This is a genomic window from Microbacterium timonense, assembly GCF_900292075.1.
GTDB classification, from domain to species: domain Bacteria; phylum Actinomycetota; class Actinomycetes; order Actinomycetales; family Microbacteriaceae; genus Microbacterium; species Microbacterium timonense.
In genome coordinates this window covers 25,374-42,721 of record NZ_OLMV01000009.1, presented here as the reverse complement: position 1 = coordinate 42,721, position 17,348 = coordinate 25,374, and the positions used below count along the sequence as shown (strand labels likewise).

Genomic DNA, 17,348 nt, shown 5'->3' with positions numbered 1-17,348 from the left:
GTGGCACAGTGAACGCATGAAGAAGTGGGTCGTGCGATTCGCGTCTCTCCTGCTGTTCAACGTGCTCGTGCTCCTCGTCGTCGGCTGGCTCACCCCCGCCCGCGTGGGCTGGGCCGCACTGTGGGCCGGCATCGTCATGACCGCGATCGTCATCTGGATCAAGCCGCTGGTCGAGAAGTGGTTCCGCTCGATGGCGGCCAGGTCGGCCAGCCGGCGCACCAAGGCCGGCGAGAAGCTCGTCGAGTTCCTGCTGGCCTTCGCCGTCGCCTTCATCGTCTGGCTCGCGACGGTGCTGCTGTCGGGAGTGTCCGTCGGGGGCGGCATCTTCGGCGCCTTCTGGGGCTGGGTGGTGCCGCCGGTGATCCTCCTCGTCGGCTGGGCGGTCTACGGCGCCATCGACGACAGGGTGGAGGCGCGAGCGGGCGCACTGTACGACCGGGCCACACGTGGACGGACGGCCGCCGACGGTCGCGGTGCGCCGCGCCCCGAGGCATCCGCATCCGCCGATCCGATTGCGACGTATCCCGGAGCCGACCCGTCGGGTGCGCCGGCCCGCGGACGGCGCGACGACGGTCTCACCGACGAGCAGCGCCGCATGCTCGACGAGCTGGGCTGATCGCGGATCGGCCGACGTGTCGATCCGCGCCGGTCGAGATCGTCATAGCGGTGTCGACACCCACTGAGAAAGGACGACGCCATGCGATACGCACTCCTCCTCCACTACCCCGAGATGACCGCCGAAGAGCTCGGCCCCGAAGCCCTCGCGGAGGGCATGCGGGAGTTCGACGAGTACGCCAAGGCCCTCGATGCCGCAGGCGTGCTCATCTCGGCGGAGGTCCTGCAGCAATCGGCTGTCACCACCACCGTGACGGTCGAGAACGGGATGCCACGGGTGCAGGACGGCCCGTTCGCCGACACCAAGGAGCAGCTCGGCGGGACGTTCGTCATCGACGTCGCCGATCTGGATGCCGCGATCCAGTGGGCGGCGAAGGCTCCGTCCGTCGGCTGGGGAGCGGTGGAGATCCGCCCCAGCGCGACCCACTTCGCCGACGGCGCGTGGACGACCTTCCAGCGCTGATGCCCGACACGCCCCGGACACCTCAGGGCGGCGCCGACGCGTTGCCAGAGAGGTCCGGGCACGGGAACGGATCCGGCGCCCGCGCCGCCGCCGAACGAGCGGCGCGGGCGTCGTACGGCCGCATCCTCTCGATCGTCGCCGCGTCCACCCGTGACGTCGGCGTCGCCGAGGACGCGCTCGCCGACGCCTTCGAGCGTGCCCTGCGCACGTGGCCGGAGGACGGCATCCCCGCCAATCCCGAAGGGTGGCTGGTGACCGTGGCCCGAAATCGCGCCCGGGACGCGCTCGGTTCGGCGGCGCATCGCAACGCCGTGCCCTTGGACGAGGGAATCGCCGCCGTCAGAGCCGACGAGACCGCCGTCGACGCGCTGACGGCGCTCGAGGCGCGCGAATCGATCCCCGATCAGCGGCTAGAGCTGCTGTTCGCGTGCGCCCATCCCGCGATCGACCCGGCGATCCGCACTCCCCTCATGCTGCAGACCGTGCTCGGATTCGACGCGGCACAGATCGCGCACGCCTTCGGCGTGCAGCCGGCGACGATGGCGCAGCGTCTGGTGCGCGCCAAGCGCCGCATCCGCGACGCGGGCATCCCGTTCCGGGTGCCGGACCGCGCTGCCATGCCGGCCCGACTGCCCTCGGTGCTCGAGGCGATCTACGGCGCCTATGCGATCGACTGGCTGGACCAGGGCGACGAGCCGCGCGAATCGCTCGCGGACGAGGCACGCTGGCTGGCGGTGCTCACCGCGACCCTGCTCGACGACGAGCCGGAGGCGTGGGGGCTCGCCGCACTGCTGACCTACGCGCAGGCTCGGGTCCCCGGGCGCACGTCGCGTCCCTGGCCACCGCTGGACGAGCAGGACCCCGCCACCTGGGACCGGGCGCTCATCGCCGAAGGCGCCGCCCTGCTTCGGCGCGCCGCAGCGCTCGGGCAGCCGCTCGGGCGATTCCAGCTCGAGGCGGCGATCCAGTCCGTGCACTGCGACCGCGCCCGCACCGGCGTGCTCGACGTCCCGTCGCTGGTCAAGCTGTACCGCGGCCTGGTCGCGATCGCACCGACCGACGGCGCCCGCGCGGCGCTGGCCGCCGCCGAGGCCCGCCTCGCGGTGTTGTGACCGGAGGATGCCGCGGGCTGCGGCATCCCGGGCGGCGGCGTGGCGGGTGCCGGGCGTTGCGTGGGGCGGCGCGGTGGCGCATGCCCGGGGGCGGACGCCGCGTGGCGGGTGCCGGGCGTTGCGTGGGGCGGCGCGGTGGCGCATGCCCGGGGGCGGACGGCGCGTGGCGGCGTTGCGTGGGGCGGCGTTGCGTGGGGCGGCGCGTTGCGTGGCGCGGCGCGCTGCGTGGCACGGCATCCAGTACACACGTTGCGGCCGAGACCACATGATCCGTGCGCGCACAACATGTCGACTCGTCCGGAACATGTCGACTCGTCCACAGGAGCGCGGCGGCCCACGCCCCGCGGCCTCCGGCGCCTCGGTCCCGGCGCCCTGCGCCGCCGCGGCATCCAGTACACATGTTCCGGCCGAGACCACGTGATCCCTGCGCGCACGACATGTCGACTCGATAGAAACGTGTCGGCTCGCCGCTCGCGGCGCGGCACCCCAGCCCGGGCAGCCCGAGCCGCGGCAACCTCAGCCACAGCATCCCGCCCGGAGCGAGGCGTAACAATCCGACCCGTTCGCACGGCACCCTTCGCACCGTCGCCATGATGGAGGCACCGGACGCGCGACAGCACGCGGCGCCGGAACACCCGACACTTGGAGGCATCATGTCCCGTCGCAGTCGCCTGCTCGGTCTCGCCGCCGGCGTGGCCCTCACCGGGCTCACGCTGGCCGGCTGCGCCGCAGGCGCCGCGCCGTCCGGCGACGACTCGGGTTCCGACGAGGGCTGGGTCACCCCCGGCAAGTTCACCGTGGCCACGGGCGAGCCCGCATATTACCCGTGGGTCATCGACGACGACCCGGAATCGGGCGAGGGATTCGAGGCGGCGGTGGCGTACGCGGTCGCGGACCAGCTCGGTTTCGACGCCGACGATGTGGTGTGGGTGCGCACCGGCTTCGACGAGGCGATCGCGCCGGGTCCGAAGGACTTCGACGTCAACCTCCAGCAGTTCTCGATCACCGACGAACGCAAGCAGTCCGTGGACTTCAGCTCGCCGTACTACGAGACCACGCAGGTCGTCGTCACGACGGCGTCGTCGCCCGCCGCAGACGCCGCGTCGATCGCCGATCTCAAGGATCTGGTCATCGGCGCGCAGACCGGCACCACCAGCTACACCGCCATCGAGTCGGTGATCCAGCCGACTCAGGGCGCGCAGGCCTTCAACACCAACGATGACGCCAAGCTCGCCCTCGAGAACGGGCAGGTCGACGCGATCGTCGTCGACCTGCCGACCGCGTTCTACATCTCCGGCGCCGAACTGACCGACGGCGTGCTCGTCGGTCAGCTGCCCAACCCGGATGGCGCGACCGGCGACCAGTTGGGATTCGTTCTCGCGAAGGACTCCCCGGTGACCGGGAAGGTCAGCGCCGCCGTGGACGCCCTGCGCGAGAACGGGACGCTCGACGAGCTCGCCGAGCAGTGGTTGGGCGGCGAGGGACAGGCGCCGCTGCTGAAGTGACGTCCGCCGGGATACTGGCCGGATGAACCGCGCACCCGGCAGCGCCGCCGCCGACAGCTCCCCCGGTCGCGTGCCCGTCGTGCCTCGCGAAGTCAGCGCCGTCGAGCTCGAACGCCGCGCGTTCCGCAAGCGGCAGGGCGCGGCATCCGTGGCCATCAGTGTCGCATCGACACTCGTCGTGGCCGTCCTCGCGTGGCTGCTGATCATCAACACGCCTGGATGGGCGCGTGTTCAGCAGCAGTTCTTCAACCCCGAGATCGCGCTCGCCTCGCTCCCGCGCGTGTGGGACGGATTCCTGCTCAACCTCCGCGTGCTGGCCATGTCGGCCGTGCTTGTGCTGGTCTTCGGCTTGCTGCTGGCGACCCTGCGCACCCTCCGCGGCCCGTTGTGGCTGCCGCTGCGAGCACTCGCCGCTGCGTACACCGATGTCTTCCGCGGCATCCCGCTCATCATCGTGCTCTACCTCGTCGGGTTCGGCGTCCCGGGGCTGCAGCTGATCCCGGTGCGCCTGCCGACCGAGTTCTGGGGCACCATCGCGATCACCCTCACCTACTCTGCCTACGTGTCCGAGGTGTTCCGTGCCGGCATCGAGGCGGTGCATCCCTCGCAGCGGCACGCGGCGCGGTCGCTGGGGCTCAGCCACGGCCAGGCGATGCGGCTCGTGGTGGTCCCGCAGGCGGTGCGCAAGGTGACGCCGGCGCTCATGAACGACTTCGTCGCGATGCAGAAGGACGTCGGCCTGATCTCGCTGCTGGGAGCAGTGGATGCCGTGCGCGCGGCGCAGATCGAGACCGCGGCGTACTTCAACTTCACGCCTTACGTCGTCGCGGCGATCCTGTTCGTGCTGCTCGCGATCCCGACGATCCGGCTGACCGATTGGTACACCGCCCGCGTGCGCGCCCGGGAGCAGATCGGAGGCATCGTGTGAGCGAAAAGGTCCTGCGTCTGGACGGCGTGTGGAAGTCCTTCGGCGACCACGACGTGCTGCGCGGCATCGACCTGGCCGTCGCGCCCGGCGAGGTGGTCGCCGTCATCGGCGCCAGCGGATCGGGCAAATCCACGCTCCTGCGCACGGTGAACCTGCTCGAGCCGATCGACGACGGACGCATCTGGCTGGGCGACGCCGACATCAGCGATCCACGCGTCGACGTCGACGAGGTGCGGGCGCGCATCGGAGTCGTCTTCCAGCAGTACAACCTGTTCCCCCACCTGACGGTGCAGCGCAACATCACACTCGCGCTGCGGCACGTGCATCGCATGAGGAGAGATGAGGCGGATGCCGCAGCCAGCGCGCTGCTGCAACGCGTGGGTCTGGCCGACAAGGCCGGGGCCCACCCCGACCGGCTGTCGGGAGGGCAGCAGCAGCGGGTGGCGATCGCCCGCGCGGTCGCGACGTCCCCCGAGCTCCTGCTACTGGACGAGGTGACGTCGGCGTTGGACCCGGAGCTCGTCGGCGAGGTGCTGGACCTCGTCCATGAGCTGGCCGATGAGGGCATGACCATCGTGATGGCGACGCACGAGATGGCATTCGCGCGTGATGTCGCCGATCGTGTCGTGTTCCTCGACGAAGGCCGCGTCCTCGAGCAGGGCCCGCCCTCCGAGGTATTCGGCGCCCCGCGCGAGGAGCGCACCCGCGCGTTCCTCGCCCGCTTCAGCGCGTAGTCCGCGGCGAGGCGCGGGCCGCGGCGAGGGCCCCGGCCGCGGCGGGGCTCGGGTCGCGGCGAGGGCCGGGCCCGCGGCATCCGTCTTCACGCCGAATGCACGACCTCGCGCCGAATGCACGACGTGGCAACGTCGCCAGCTCGTGCGCTCGCCACGAAGCCGTGCACTCGTCGGCGTGCGCGCGAGCTGCGGCGCGATGCGCCCGCCGGGCGTCCGAGCTCAGCCGGCGGCGCGCTCGGCGGCCTCGACCACGTTCGTCATGAGCAGGGCGACGGTCATCGGTCCCACGCCGCCCGGGTTCGGCGACAGGAAGCCCGCGACCTCGGCCACATCCGGGTGGACGTCGCCGTACACCTTCGACTTGCCTGTCTCGGGGTCTTCTTCGCGCGTGACGCCGACGTCGAGCACGGCGGCACCGGGCTTGACGTCCTCGGCCCGCACGATGTGCTTGACGCCGGCGGCCGCGACGATGACGTCGGCCTGACGGAGGTGGTGCGACAGGTCGGTCGTGCCGGTGTGCGTCAATGTCACGGTGGCGTTGATCTCACGCCGCGTCAGCAGCAGGCCGATCGAGCGGCCGATGGTCACACCGCGACCGACGACCACGACATCCTTGCCCTTCAAGTCGTAGTCGTTGCGCAGCAGCAGCTCGATGACACCGCGGGGCGTGCAAGGCAGCGGCGTCGTGATGGGCGCGTTGACGTTGAGGACGAGGCGCCCGAGGTTCGTGGGGTGCAGGCCGTCCGCGTCCTTCGCGGGGTCGATGCGCTCGAGAATCGCATCGGTGTCGAGGTGCTTGGGAAGCGGCAGCTGGACGATGTACCCGTGGCATTCCGGGTCGGCGTTGAGCTCGTCGATCAGCGCCTCGACCTCTTCCTGTGTGGCGTCCGCCGGAAGCTCCCGCTGGATGGAGTTCATCCCGATCGACTCGGATTCGCGGTGCTTCATGCCGACGTACAGCTGCGAGGCGGGGTCCGCGCCCACGAGCACGGTGGCGATCCCGGGCGTCACGCCCTTCTCGCGCAACGCGGCGACCCGCTCGCGCAGCTCTTCCTTGATCTGAGCGGCCGCCGCGCGACCATCGAGCTTCTGTGCGGTCATGTCCGTCCCCTTCGTTCGCGTGTCATCGTTCCGGCCACCTTCCGCCGCTCTCCCGCGAGACTTCACCTGAGCGCCGAGACAGCGGGTTGCATCCGATGTCTCGGCCCTCGGTTGAAGTCTCGCGGATCAGGACGGAGGGGCGGACGGATGCCGCGAGCCGCGGCATCCGGAATCCCTATGTCGATAGTGGTATCAGATGGGGCCGCATCCCACAGGCCCGTTCCCGCTCAGTGGTGAAGGCCCGGGTACAGCGGGAACGCCGCGGTGAGGCTCGCCACGCGCAGGCGCAGCGCCTCGACGTCCGCGCCCGGCTGCAGTGCGAGCGCGATGATGTCGGCGACCTCGCTGAACTCGGCGTCACCGAAGCCGCGGGTCGCCAGCGCCGGGGTGCCGATGCGAAGGCCCGACGTGACCATCGGCGGGCGAGGGTCGTTCGGCACCGCGTTGCGGTTCACCGTGATGCGGATCTCGTGGAGGAGGTCCTCGGCCTGCTTGCCGTCGATCTGCGCGTTACGCAGGTCGACGAGCACGAGGTGCACGTCCGTGCCGCCCGAGCGGACGGTGATGCCGGCATCCTTGACATCCTGCTGCGACAGCCGCTCGGCGATGATGTGCGCGCCGCGCAGCACCCGCTCCTGGCGCTCCTTGAACTCCGGCGTGGCCGCGAGCTTGAACGCGGTCGCCTTGGCGGCGATCACGTGCATGAGCGGGCCGCCCTGCTGGCCGGGGAAGACGGCCGTGTTGATCTTCTTCGCGATCTCGGCGTCGTTGGTCAGGATGAAGCCGGAGCGGGGGCCCCCGATGGTCTTGTGCACGGTCGACGACACGACGTGGGCGTGCGGGACGGGGCTCGGGTGCAGGCCGGCCGCCACGAGACCGGCGAAGTGGGCCATGTCGACCCACAGCGTCGCGCCCACCTCGTCGGCGACCGCCCGGAACGCCGCGAAATCGAGCTGACGCGGGTAGGCCGACCAGCCGGCGATGATGACCTTGGGGCGGTGCTCGAGGGCGAGGCGGCGCACCTCGTCCATGTCGATGGTCGAGGTCTCGGGGTCGACCCCGTACGCCACGATGTTGTACAGGCGGCCCGAGAAGTTGATCTTCATGCCGTGGGTGAGGTGGCCGCCCTGGTCGAGCGAGAGGCCCAGCAGCGTGTCGCCGGGGCGGGCGATCGCGTGCAGCACCGCGGCGTTGGCCGTGGCGCCGGAATGCGGCTGCACGTTGGCGAACTCGGCGCCGAACAGCGCCTTCGCGCGCTGGATCGCCAGTTCCTCGGCGACGTCGACCTCCTCGCACCCGCCGTAGTACCGGCGGCCCGGGTAGCCCTCGGCGTACTTGTTGGTGAGCACCGACCCCTGCGACTGCAGCACCGAGACCGGCACGAAGTTCTCGGAGGCGATCATCTCGAGGTAACCGCGCTGGCGTTCGAGCTCACGGTCGAGCACCTGGGCGATCTCGGGATCCACCTCGGCGAGGGGGGCGTTGAAGAACTGATCGGTCATGCGATCTCCAGACTCACGGCTTCGGTGTCTCGCTGCGCATGGCGCGCCCCTCGACATCCGGGTTTACTCGGAACATCTGCTCGGCCCAGGCGTGCGGTCGAATGCCGTAGTCGGTCGCTCCCCGGTGGTGGTCCACCTCAACGCCAGTCGCGACATCCCGAGCATAACGGACGCCGACCGGATAGGCTGAGCCCGATCCCTTTTGTTAGGACTCTTTACATGTACCGTCGTCGCAGACGGACGGACGGTCGCCGCAGACGCATGGCCGCATCGGCCGCCATGGCGACCGTCCTCGTCGCGGCATCGGTGACAGCGTGCGCCTCGGTCGCACAGAATGGAGAAACCGTGTCGCTGCCCGTCGTCCCCGCTCCCGCCTCGATCACCGAGGCCGCGGGCGCGCCGTTCCGGCTCACCGCGGAGACCTCGGTGGCAGGTGATCAGGATGCCGTCGCCGCCCTCGCCGCGCTGGTCACGCCGCGCACCGGCATGACGCTGACATCGAGCGAGGGCGACGCCGCCATCCGGCTGCGGCTTGCGGCGGCTGAGACAGAGGCTGCGGAGTCGTACCGGATCGAGGTGGACGAGACGGCCGTCGTCGTGACGGGCGCCGACACGGCAGGCCTCTTCTACGGCGTGCAGACGCTCGGCCAGCTGATCCGCCGCGACGGCGACCGGTGGGTGGTGCCGGCCGTAGACATCGCGGATGCCCCGCGCTTCGCGTATCGCGGCGTCATGCTCGACGTCGCGCGGCACTTCCACGGCGTCGACACGGTGAAGGGCTACATCGACCGGGCGGCGTCGCTCAAGCTGAACGCGCTGCACCTTCACCTCACCGACGACCAGGGCTGGCGCATCGAGCTGCGCTCGCGGCCGGAGCTCACCGAGCGCGCGAGCGGCACCGCCGTCGGCGGCGACCCGGGCGGCTTCTACACGAGGGACGACTACCGGCAGATCGTCGAGTACGCCGCGTCACGGCACATGATCGTCGTGCCCGAGATCGACATGCCCGGACACACGCACGCGGTCGGGCTGGCCTACCCCGCGATCACCGAGGAACCGCGCGTCAACGACGAGATGCGCCAGGTCATCGCCGAGTTCGGCGGCGGGGAGCCGCGCGCCGGCGAGGCGTATCAGGGCATGGCGGTCGGCTTCTCGTCGCTGAGGATCCATGACGAGGCGACGTACGACTTCGTGGCCGACGTGTTCGGGGAGCTGGCTGCCATGACCCCGGGGCCGTACCTGCACTTCGGCGGCGACGAGTCGCTGAGCACGAGCGACGAGGACTTCGCCGTGTTCGTGACGCGTGTCAGCGCCCTCATCGCCGATCTCGGGAAGACGCCGGTCGCGTGGCATGAGGCGGGTGCAGCCGCCGACATCGCCGACACGACGGTCGGTCAGTACTGGGGGTTCCTCACGCCGCAGGAGGGCGCCGCGGAGAAGGCCCGCACCTTCGTCGACAACGACGCCCCGCTCATCCTCTCCCCCGCCGACGCGGTATACCTCGACATGCAGTATCCGGCCTCGCACGAGGCGGCGGCTCCGCCCCTCGGGCTGACCTGGGCGAACGGTCCGACCAGCGTGGAGCGGGCCTACTCGTGGGAGCCTTCCGACGTGATCCCCGGCCTGGAGGAGTCCGCCATCCTCGGAGTGGAGGCACCGCTGTGGGCCGAGACCGTGCGCACGGCAGCCGACATCGACGCCATGGCGTTCCCCCGGATCGCCGCGGCGGCCGAGGCGGCGTGGTCGCCGGCCACCGGGAGGAGCGAACTGCGCACGTGGTCGTCGTTCCGGGAACGCGTCGGCGCCCTCGGACCGCTGTGGTCCCGCCTCGGCATCGCGTTCCACCCGTCCGACGAGATCCCCTGGGTCACCGAATGAGCAGGATGCCGGCATGACGACGCTCGTCCACTCCATCCGCCTGTTCGGCGCCCCGGCCGTCGACGACGACCGCCGCGACGGCTGGGTGCTGTTCGACGAAGACCGGGTGGCCGGTGCCGGCACCGGTGGGGAGCTGCCAGACGCCGACGCGTCGATCGACGGCGAGGGCGGATGCCTCGTCCCCGGGTTCATCGACATCCACGGACATGGCGGGGCCGGGGTCAGCTACGACGACGGCCCCGATGCCATCCGCGCGGCGCGCGCCCTGCATCGGGCCCACGGCACCACCCGCGCCGTGATCTCGCTCGTCACCGCGTCGCTCGACGACCTCGTCGCGCGCGTGTCGATGGTCGCGGACCTCTGCGGGGAAGACCCGGCCATCCTGGGCTCGCACCTCGAAGGGCCGTTCCTCGACCCCGGCCACAAGGGCGCACACACCGAGGCGCTCCTGCGCCCGGCCGATGCGGCATCCATCGATCGTCTGCTGGAAGCCGGGCGCGGCACGATCCGGCAGGTCACGCTCGCCCCCGAGCTGCCCGGCGGGTTCGACGCGATCCGCCGCTTCGTCGCGGCGGGCGTGTCCGTCGCCGTCGGCCACACCGCCGCCGATGCCGACACCGCACGGCGCGCGTTCGACGCCGGCGCGACGGTGCTGACGCACGCCTTCAACGCGATGCCCGGCATCCATCACCGCGCGCCAGGTCCCGTCGTCGCCGCGCTGCGGGACGACCGCGTCATCCTCGAGGTGATCTCCGACGGGGTCCACGTCGATCTCGACCTCGTGGCGACGCTCTTCGCGGCCGATGGCGACCGGATCGCGCTGATCACCGATGCGATGGCAGCGGCCGGTGCCGCCGACGGACGCTACGACCTGGGCGGGCTCGCCGTCGAGGTCACCGGTGGGGTGGCGCGCCTCGCCGACGGCGGGTCGATCGCCGGCTCGACGCTCACGCAGGACGCGGCGCTGCGCAACGTCGTCGACGCCGGCGTTCCGCTCGAGCGTGCGGTCCATGCGCTCACGGCGGCCCCCGCCCGCGCGATCGGGCGGCGGGACCTCGGGCATCTCGCCCCGGGTGCTCTCGCCGACGCGGTGCTGCTCGATCAGCAGCTCGGGGTCCGGCGGGTCTGGACCGCCGGGCACGAGGGCTGAGTCCGCCCTCCCGGACGATGCGGGCGGGGCCCGCAGGCCCCTCCCCCGAGATGCCTGCGTGCCCCGCCACGCCCCGCGGAGCAGCCGCGGGGGGCGCCGGCGCCCGTAGCCCCAACGGGCGTTCCGGCGACCACTCCTGATGAGAGAGACGCGGCGGCAGGGCGTTTTATTACGCGCGCGCGGAAAATCGCGGAGAAAGTCGTCGACAGGCCGCGAGACCTGCTTGCTCTCGGCCCTGGCGGTTTCGCGGCGCGACGACGACAATGTAGATCCATCGGACGCGATCGCCGTCGAGCCACCCGATTCCGGCGAGGTCGCGGGATCGGAAGATCATGGACCACGATCAGGCAGGCACGCATCATGAACCGGCCGCGGACGACGCCCGATCGGTCACCGAGGACGCCGAACTGGTCGCCCGCTCCCGAGCGGGTGAGGTCGCGGCGTTCGCCGAACTGTGGCGACGCCACTATCGCGCCGGCATCACGGTGGCACGAAGTCTGACGTCGAGCCTGGATGCCGACGACCTCGTGCAGGAGGCCTTCACGCGGATCTACCAGTCGATCGCGTGCGGTCGAGGGCCGACCGGTTCATTCCGCGCGTACCTGTTCGCCACCATCCGCAACACCGCGGCGGCATGGGGGCGCGCGCGACACGAGACGACGCTGGACGAGCTCGAGGCCGTTCCGGACCCGTCGACGGGCTTGGAGGCGAGCGAGGCGACGCTGGACCGCACGCTCACGCATCAGGCGTTCCGGAGCCTTCCCGCACGCTGGCAGGAGGTGCTCTGGTACTCGGAGATCGAGCGCATGAAGCCGGCCCAGATCGCGCCGCTGCTGGGCATGAAGGCCACCGCGGTCGCGCAACTGACCTTTCGCGCCCGAGAAGGACTCCGCGAGGCGTGGATCCAGGCGCACCTGCGCGCGGTGGACGAGGACAGCGAGTGCCGGTGGGCGATCGAGCGGCTCGGCGCGTACAGCCGCCGCAACCTCGGGCGGCGCGATCGCGCTCGGCTCGACCAGCACCTCGCGGCGTGCGCACACTGCACCCCCGTCGCCGCCGAGGCGCGGGAGGTGTCGAGCCGCCTTGCGATCGTGCTGCTGCCGCTGCTCGCGGGCGCCGGGACGGCCGCCTCCCTCGCGACGGCGCCGGGCGCCGCGCCCACCGCCGGTCTGGCGGCCGCGCCGCCCGTCGCCGTTCCCGGCGCGGTGGCCTTCGCGCCCGGTGGTGCCGCGGGCGGCGCCGTCGGCGGCACAGCCGGGACCGCCGTGGGTGGGCTCGCCGCGGGGACGGGCGCCGTGGGCGCGGGCGGGTTGAGTGCTGCAGGAGCGGGTGCGGGTCTGGCCGCCGCGAGCGCCGCCGGTGCGGCCGGCGGCTCGGCGTTCGCCGCGATCGGCGCCGCATCCGGGCTTGCCGCGGCGAGTCTGGTCGTCGTGGCCGGGGTCGTCACGGCGGCCGCGGTGCCCGCGGGGCCGCTGACCGTTCCGGCTCCCGCGCCGAGCGTCGCGGCCGGGGATGCCCCGGCGCCGCTCACGTCCCTCGGAGACCAGGAGCCGTCGGGTCCGGCGTCGCACGGGCCGCATCCCGCAGACATCCCCACCGCGAGTGAGCGCGACGGAGCCGGGCACGTCCCTGACCCGCCGGCCGCTGGTGAGGGGTTCACCGGTGCGGCCGGCGCCGGGGGAGGCGCCGGCTCCAGTGATGGCGTGGCGAACGAGAACAGCCGAGCGGCGAACGGCTCAGCCGGCGGCGGCAGCGACGGGGTGAACGGCTCCCTCGGCGCGGGAACGCGGGCGGCAGGCGTCGGCACAGCGGCGCGCGACGTCCGGCCGGGGGACGGGAAAACCGCCGCGGACACGGGCGCAGCAGCGGACGGCGCGGCCGAGGCATCCGCCCGGCGCGGCACCGGCCGGCCGGAGAGGAGCACCGGCGGCTCGACCGGCTCCCCGCCCTCGCCCGGGTCCGCCCGGAGCGACACCGGGGAGCCCGACAGCGGAACAGCCATCGGGCGCGCCCCCGGCGAGAACGGCAACGCCGGCGGTCAGAGCAGCAACGGGCGCGCCCCCGGCGAGAACGGCAACGCCGGCGGTCAGAGCAGCAACGGGCGGGGCCCGAGGGAGAACGCCGGCCCCCACGCCGGTTCGAACCCCGACGGCGGCGGCAAGAACTCCAACGCTGCCCCGAACCCCGGCGCCGCTGCGAACGCCGATGCCGGCGGCAAGAACCCCAACGCCGCCCAGAACGCCGACGCCGGCGGCCGGAACGACCGCGCCGCGGAGCCACCTGTCGCGTCCGCGCCCAGCGAAGGACCGGCTGATACGGCGCCGTAGACTGGAGGTCATGTCCGACACGCCGAATGTCACGCCCACTCCCCCGGGCTCGGCCCCGTCTCCGGCGGCACCGGCCCCCGGGATGCGGCCACCGCTCTCGGCGATCGACATCGTCGCGTTCGTGTGCGAGATCTTCGCGTTCGGCACGCTGGCATTGTGGGGATTCACGATGTGGCCCTTCCCCGGCAACATCGTGGCGGGCATCGGGGCTCCCGTCGTCGCGATCCTCGCGTGGGCGCTGTTCGTCTCGCCCCGGGCGGTCTTCGCCGTGCACCCGTTCGTGCGCGCGATCGTGGAGCTGCTCGTCTACGCCTCGGCCACCGTCGCGTGGTGGATGATGGGCAACGCGTGGATCGGCCTCGGCTTCGGCGTCGTCGCCGTCACCGCGGGCGTCATCGCGGGCCGTCGGCGCCTGTCGTGACCCCCGCCGACACGCTCGCCGAGCTGCGGGCGGCACTCGGCGACCGCGTCGACACCTCGCCGGCGTCGATCGGCGCCGCGCGCGCCGACAAGTCCGGGCACGCGGCATCCGGTCGCCCGCTCGCCGTCGTGCACGCACGCTCGGTCGAAGACGTCCAGCAGACGCTGCGCATCGCCTCACGCACGCGCACACCGGTCGTGACACGGGGTGCCGGCACGGGCCTCGCGGGCGGAGCGAACGCGGGCGAGGGAGAGATCGCGCTCTCCGTGCGAGGAATGGACCGCATCCTCGAGGTGCGCCCCGACGACTTGCTCGCCGTGGTGGAACCCGGCATCCTCAACGCCGACCTCAACACCGCTCTCGCCGAATACGGCCTGTGGTGGGCACCCGATCCCGCCAGCCGGGCGATCTCGACGGTCGGAGGCAACATCGCCACCGGCGCCGGCGGCCTCCTGTGCGCCAAATACGGTGTGGTGCGCGACGCGGTGCTGGGCGTCGATGTCGTGCTCGCCGACGGCCGCCTGCTGCATCTGGGACACCGCACCGTCAAGGGCGTCACCGGCCTCGACCTCACCTCGCTGATGATCGGCTCCGAGGGGACGCTCGGGGTGATCGTCGGGGCGACGCTGAAGCTGCGTCGGCTCGTCCCGGGCGAGGTGTGCACGATCGCCGCGACCTTCCCCGACGTGCGCTCCGCCGCCACCGCATCGGCGGCGGTCACCGCATCGGGTGCGCAGCCGTCGATCATGGAGCTGATGGATGCCGCATCGCTGGCGGCCGTGCACGCGCTGCTGTCCCTCGATCCACCCACCCCGGGGGCTGCCCAGCTGACGATCCAGACCGACGGACCCGCCGCCGTCGCCGAAGCGGACGCGATCGCCGCCGTGCTGCGCGCTGCCGGCGGAACGGTCGCCCTGTCGCACGACCGCGAGGAGGGCGAGCGGCTGCTCGCCATCCGCCGCTCGATGCATCCCGCGATGGAGACGCTCGGCACCGCGCTCATCGAAGACGTGTCGGTGCCGCGCAGCGCGCTGCCGGCGATGTTCGACGAGATCGCGCGCGTCGAGCGCGAGCACGGCATCGTCATCCCGACCGTCGCGCACGCGGGCGACGGCAACCTGCATCCCAACTTCATCTTCGACCCCGCGGCCGAGCCGGGCGCGGGCGTCGACGAGTTCGGGGTCGTCGAGGCCCCCGACCACATCTGGGCCGCCGCCGACGACCTCTTCCGGGCGGCGCTGCGCCTGGGCGGCACCCTCACCGGAGAGCACGGTGTGGGCGTCCTCAAGCGGCGCTGGCTGGCCGACGAGCTCGGCGAAGACCAATGGGAGCTGCAGCGACAGATCACCCGGGTCTTCGACCCCGATGGGATCCTCAACCCCGGCAAGGTCTTCGCGCCGTGACCGGCCAGGTGCACGTGAGCGCCGCCGTCGTCGTCGACGACGCGGGCCGCGCGCTCGTGGTGCGCAAGCACGGCGCCACGGTGTTCCAGCAGCCGGGAGGCAAGCCCGATCCCGGCGAGAGCGCCCTGGACGCCGTGGTGCGTGAGCTGGCGGAGGAGACCGGCATCGTCGCCGAGCCCGCGGCGTTCCGGCCGCTCGGCCGGTTCACGGATGCGGCGGCCAACGAACCAGACCACATCGTCGTCGCCGACGCGTACGTGCTGCGTGTCGCGGCGGGCAGCGGCTCCGCGACCGCCGCGGCCGAGATCGCCGAGCTGCGCTGGATCGCCGAGCACGAGGTGGACGACACTCCCCTGGCTCCCCTGAGCCGGAATCACCTCATCCGCTTCGCCTGGCACTGACTGCGCCATCCGTTCCCCGGGTGCTGCCGCGTCGGGGTCCGTTCTCAGCGGCATCCTGCGATCAGATGCCCTGCCAGTCGGGCTTGTTGTCGAAGGCGTAGCGGTAGTAGTCGGCGCGGGTGAGCTGCGAGGCCGCCGCCTCGTCGACGACCACGGTGGCGCGCGCGTGCAGCTGGATCGCCGATCCGGGCAACGATGCCGACAGCGGCCCCTCGACGGCACCCGCGACCGCGGCGGCCTTGCCCTCGCCGAAGGCGAGCAGCACGAGATGACGCGCCCGCAGGATGGTGCCGAGTCCCTGCGTGATGCAGTGCATCGGCACGTCGTCGATCGAGTCGAAGAAGCGGGCGTTGTCGCGACGCGTCTGCTCGGTGAGGGTCTTGACGCGTGTCTGAGAGGCGAACGACGAACCGGGCTCGTTGAAGCCGATGTGCCCATCGGTGCCGATGCCGAGGATCTGCAGGTCGATGCCGCCGGCTTCGAGGATCGCCTCCTCGTACTCCTCGCCGTGACGCTCGATGCCCTCGGGGCTGCCGTCTGGGGTGCGGATGAGCGCCGGATTCAAGCCGAGCGGCTCCACGACCTCGCGCGTGATCACCGAACGGTAGCTCTCGGGGTGCGCCGGATCGATCCCGACGTACTCGTCCAGCGCGAAGCCGCGCACCCGCGAGACGTCGACGCCCTGCAGCCGGTCCCGCAGCGCCTCGTACACCGGCAGTGGCGTCGACCCTGTCGCAAGGCCCAGGACCGTCTCCGGATTCTCACGGATCAACCGGGCGATGTGATCGGCGACCAGCGCGCCTGCCGCCGCCTTGTCTCGGACGATGACGATCTCAGCCATGGACCAGCGCCTCCTCGGTGTCGTGTGTGGCGTCACCCTCTGCACCGACCAGAGCGGCGCCGAGCGCGGCGGCCGGCGATCCCGGCGGCAGCAGCTCGATCCTCTCGGTCAGACGCAGCGAGCGCATGAACGGGGATGCCTCGGCACTGGCCGACAGCTCGGCCGCGACATCCGTCATCAGCCGCTCGCCCAGCGCGGTCACACCCCCTCCGAGCACCACGATATCGACGTCGGCGGTGAGCACCAGCACCCGGACGGCGGCGGCGACCCCGCGTGCGAGGCCCGCGCGCAACTGCCGCGCAGACGCGTCGCCGGCGTCCGCGGCGTCGAAGACATCGCGCACCGGCAGCGCCGAGCGCCGCGCCCAGCGTTCGGCGATCGCGCCACCGCCGGCGAACGCCTCGATGCAGCCGCGCTGACCGCAGCGGCACAGCGGACCGTTCGGGTCGACCGAGATGTGACCGACCTCTCCCGCCGTTCCGCGAGCGCCGCGCCACAGCACGCCGTCCGACACGATGCCGGCGGCGATTCCGGTGCCGAGGTTGAGGTACGCCATCGACCCGGGGACCCCGCCGCTGCGGGCGTGCAGCGCGTGCGCGCCCAGCGCGGCGGCCTTGACGTCGTTCTCCACATGCACCGGCACGCCCAGCTCGGGACCGACTGCGGCGGCAAGGTCCAGTTCCTCGACGCCCAGGTTGACGGCGTGCACCACGCGGCCGGTTCCCGGCTCGATCTGACCGGGGATGCCGACGCCGACCGACCCGACGGCGCCCAGGTCGACGCTCGCCTCGGTCGCGAGCGCGGCGACGGCGTCGATGACGGTGCGGGCCACGGCATCCGGTCCCCACCCGGTCGGGATGCGGATGCGGCCGCGGATCGTTCCCGCATCGTCGACCGCCACCGCATCGGTCTTGGTCCCGCCCACGTCGAGCCCGACCCTCATCGGCCGTCCTCCCTGCGGACGGCG

16 protein-coding genes and 1 riboswitch are annotated in these 17,348 nt (G+C 72.1%); of the genes, 12 read left to right on the top strand and 4 right to left on the bottom strand.

All coding sequences use genetic code 11. The features are described 5' to 3' along the window. Window positions 1-16 precede the first annotated feature (16 nt). The 6 genes from C9992_RS17475 to C9992_RS17450 all read left to right on the top strand — a co-directional run bounded on the left by C9992_RS17475 (window position 17) and on the right by C9992_RS17450 (window position 5,357). The gene (locus C9992_RS17475; protein WP_106816926.1) at window positions 17-616 is read left to right on the top strand and encodes a hypothetical protein; all 600 of its coding nucleotides are present in this window, start codon (window positions 17-19) and stop codon (window positions 614-616) included. Between the two features lie 81 nt (window positions 617-697). Beyond that, window positions 698-1,078, top strand: coding sequence for a YciI family protein (locus C9992_RS17470; RefSeq protein WP_106816925.1), 381 nt, complete (start codon window positions 698-700; stop codon window positions 1,076-1,078). Beyond that, entirely contained in the window at window positions 1,078-2,190 is a 1,113-nt protein-coding gene (locus C9992_RS17465; RefSeq protein ID WP_106816924.1) for an RNA polymerase sigma factor, read from the top strand. Before C9992_RS17470 ends, C9992_RS17465 begins: the two co-directional genes overlap by 1 nt. Before the next feature lie 653 nt (window positions 2,191-2,843). Beyond that, window positions 2,844-3,695, top strand: coding sequence for an ABC transporter substrate-binding protein (locus C9992_RS17460; protein ID WP_106816923.1), 852 nt, complete (start codon window positions 2,844-2,846; stop codon window positions 3,693-3,695). A 22-nt stretch (window positions 3,696-3,717) separates the two neighbouring features. Further along, window positions 3,718-4,623 (top strand): amino acid ABC transporter permease, encoded by a 906-nt coding sequence (locus C9992_RS17455; RefSeq protein ID WP_235008314.1) that lies wholly within the window; start codon window positions 3,718-3,720, stop codon window positions 4,621-4,623. Beyond that, window positions 4,620-5,357 carry an amino acid ABC transporter ATP-binding protein gene (locus tag C9992_RS17450; RefSeq protein ID WP_106816922.1) on the top strand — a complete coding sequence of 246 codons (738 nt, stop codon included), beginning with the start codon at window positions 4,620-4,622 and terminating at the stop codon, window positions 5,355-5,357. The genes C9992_RS17455 and C9992_RS17450 overlap by 4 nt, the downstream gene beginning before the upstream one ends. Window positions 5,358-5,576: 219 nt before the next feature. On the opposite strand, the gene C9992_RS17445 is transcribed toward C9992_RS17450, so the two are convergent. Both C9992_RS17445 and glyA read right to left on the bottom strand, forming a co-directional pair. Further along, window positions 5,577-6,458 carry a bifunctional methylenetetrahydrofolate dehydrogenase/methenyltetrahydrofolate cyclohydrolase gene (locus C9992_RS17445; protein WP_106816921.1) on the bottom strand — a complete coding sequence of 294 codons (882 nt, stop codon included), beginning with the start codon at window positions 6,456-6,458 and terminating at the stop codon, window positions 5,577-5,579. A gap of 227 nt (window positions 6,459-6,685) precedes the next feature. Then, the gene (gene glyA / locus C9992_RS17440; RefSeq protein WP_106816920.1) at window positions 6,686-7,960 is read right to left on the bottom strand and encodes a serine hydroxymethyltransferase; all 1,275 of its coding nucleotides are present in this window, start codon (window positions 7,958-7,960) and stop codon (window positions 6,686-6,688) included. 76 nt (window positions 7,961-8,036) lie between these two features. Beyond that, window positions 8,037-8,121, bottom strand: a riboswitch (ZMP/ZTP riboswitch). A 184-nt stretch (window positions 8,122-8,305) separates the two neighbouring features. On the opposite strand from glyA, the gene C9992_RS17435 reads away from it, so the two are divergent. The 6 genes from C9992_RS17435 (at window position 8,306) to C9992_RS17410 (ending at window position 15,540) form a co-directional block, all read left to right on the top strand. Continuing rightward, entirely contained in the window at window positions 8,306-9,838 is a 1,533-nt protein-coding gene (locus C9992_RS17435) for a family 20 glycosylhydrolase (protein ID WP_200826376.1), read from the top strand. A 13-nt stretch (window positions 9,839-9,851) separates the two neighbouring features. Continuing rightward, the gene (gene nagA / locus C9992_RS17430) at window positions 9,852-10,988 is read left to right on the top strand and encodes an N-acetylglucosamine-6-phosphate deacetylase (protein ID WP_106816919.1); all 1,137 of its coding nucleotides are present in this window, start codon (window positions 9,852-9,854) and stop codon (window positions 10,986-10,988) included. 332 nt (window positions 10,989-11,320) lie between these two features. Continuing rightward, a complete protein-coding gene (locus C9992_RS17425; protein WP_106816918.1) occupies window positions 11,321-13,315 on the top strand; it encodes a sigma-70 family RNA polymerase sigma factor in 1,995 nt (664 codons plus the stop codon). A 10-nt stretch (window positions 13,316-13,325) separates the two neighbouring features. Beyond that, complete coding sequence (locus C9992_RS17420; RefSeq protein WP_106816917.1) at window positions 13,326-13,736, top strand: YrdB family protein; 411 nt, start codon at window positions 13,326-13,328, stop codon at window positions 13,734-13,736. After that, entirely contained in the window at window positions 13,733-15,139 is a 1,407-nt protein-coding gene (locus C9992_RS17415; protein ID WP_106816916.1) for an FAD-binding oxidoreductase, read from the top strand. Before C9992_RS17420 ends, C9992_RS17415 begins: the two co-directional genes overlap by 4 nt. After that, complete coding sequence (locus C9992_RS17410; RefSeq protein ID WP_235008313.1) at window positions 15,136-15,540, top strand: NUDIX hydrolase; 405 nt, start codon at window positions 15,136-15,138, stop codon at window positions 15,538-15,540. Before C9992_RS17415 ends, C9992_RS17410 begins: the two co-directional genes overlap by 4 nt. Before the next feature lie 61 nt (window positions 15,541-15,601). On the opposite strand, the gene C9992_RS17405 is transcribed toward C9992_RS17410, so the two are convergent. After that, on the bottom strand, window positions 15,602-16,381 hold the full coding sequence (locus C9992_RS17405) for a glucosamine-6-phosphate deaminase (protein ID WP_106816914.1): 780 nt from the start codon (window positions 16,379-16,381) through the stop codon (window positions 15,602-15,604). Next, window positions 16,374-17,324 carry an ROK family protein gene (locus C9992_RS17400; protein ID WP_106816913.1) on the bottom strand — a complete coding sequence of 317 codons (951 nt, stop codon included), beginning with the start codon at window positions 17,322-17,324 and terminating at the stop codon, window positions 16,374-16,376. Before C9992_RS17400 ends, C9992_RS17405 begins: the two co-directional genes overlap by 8 nt. Window positions 17,325-17,348 lie beyond the last annotated feature (24 nt).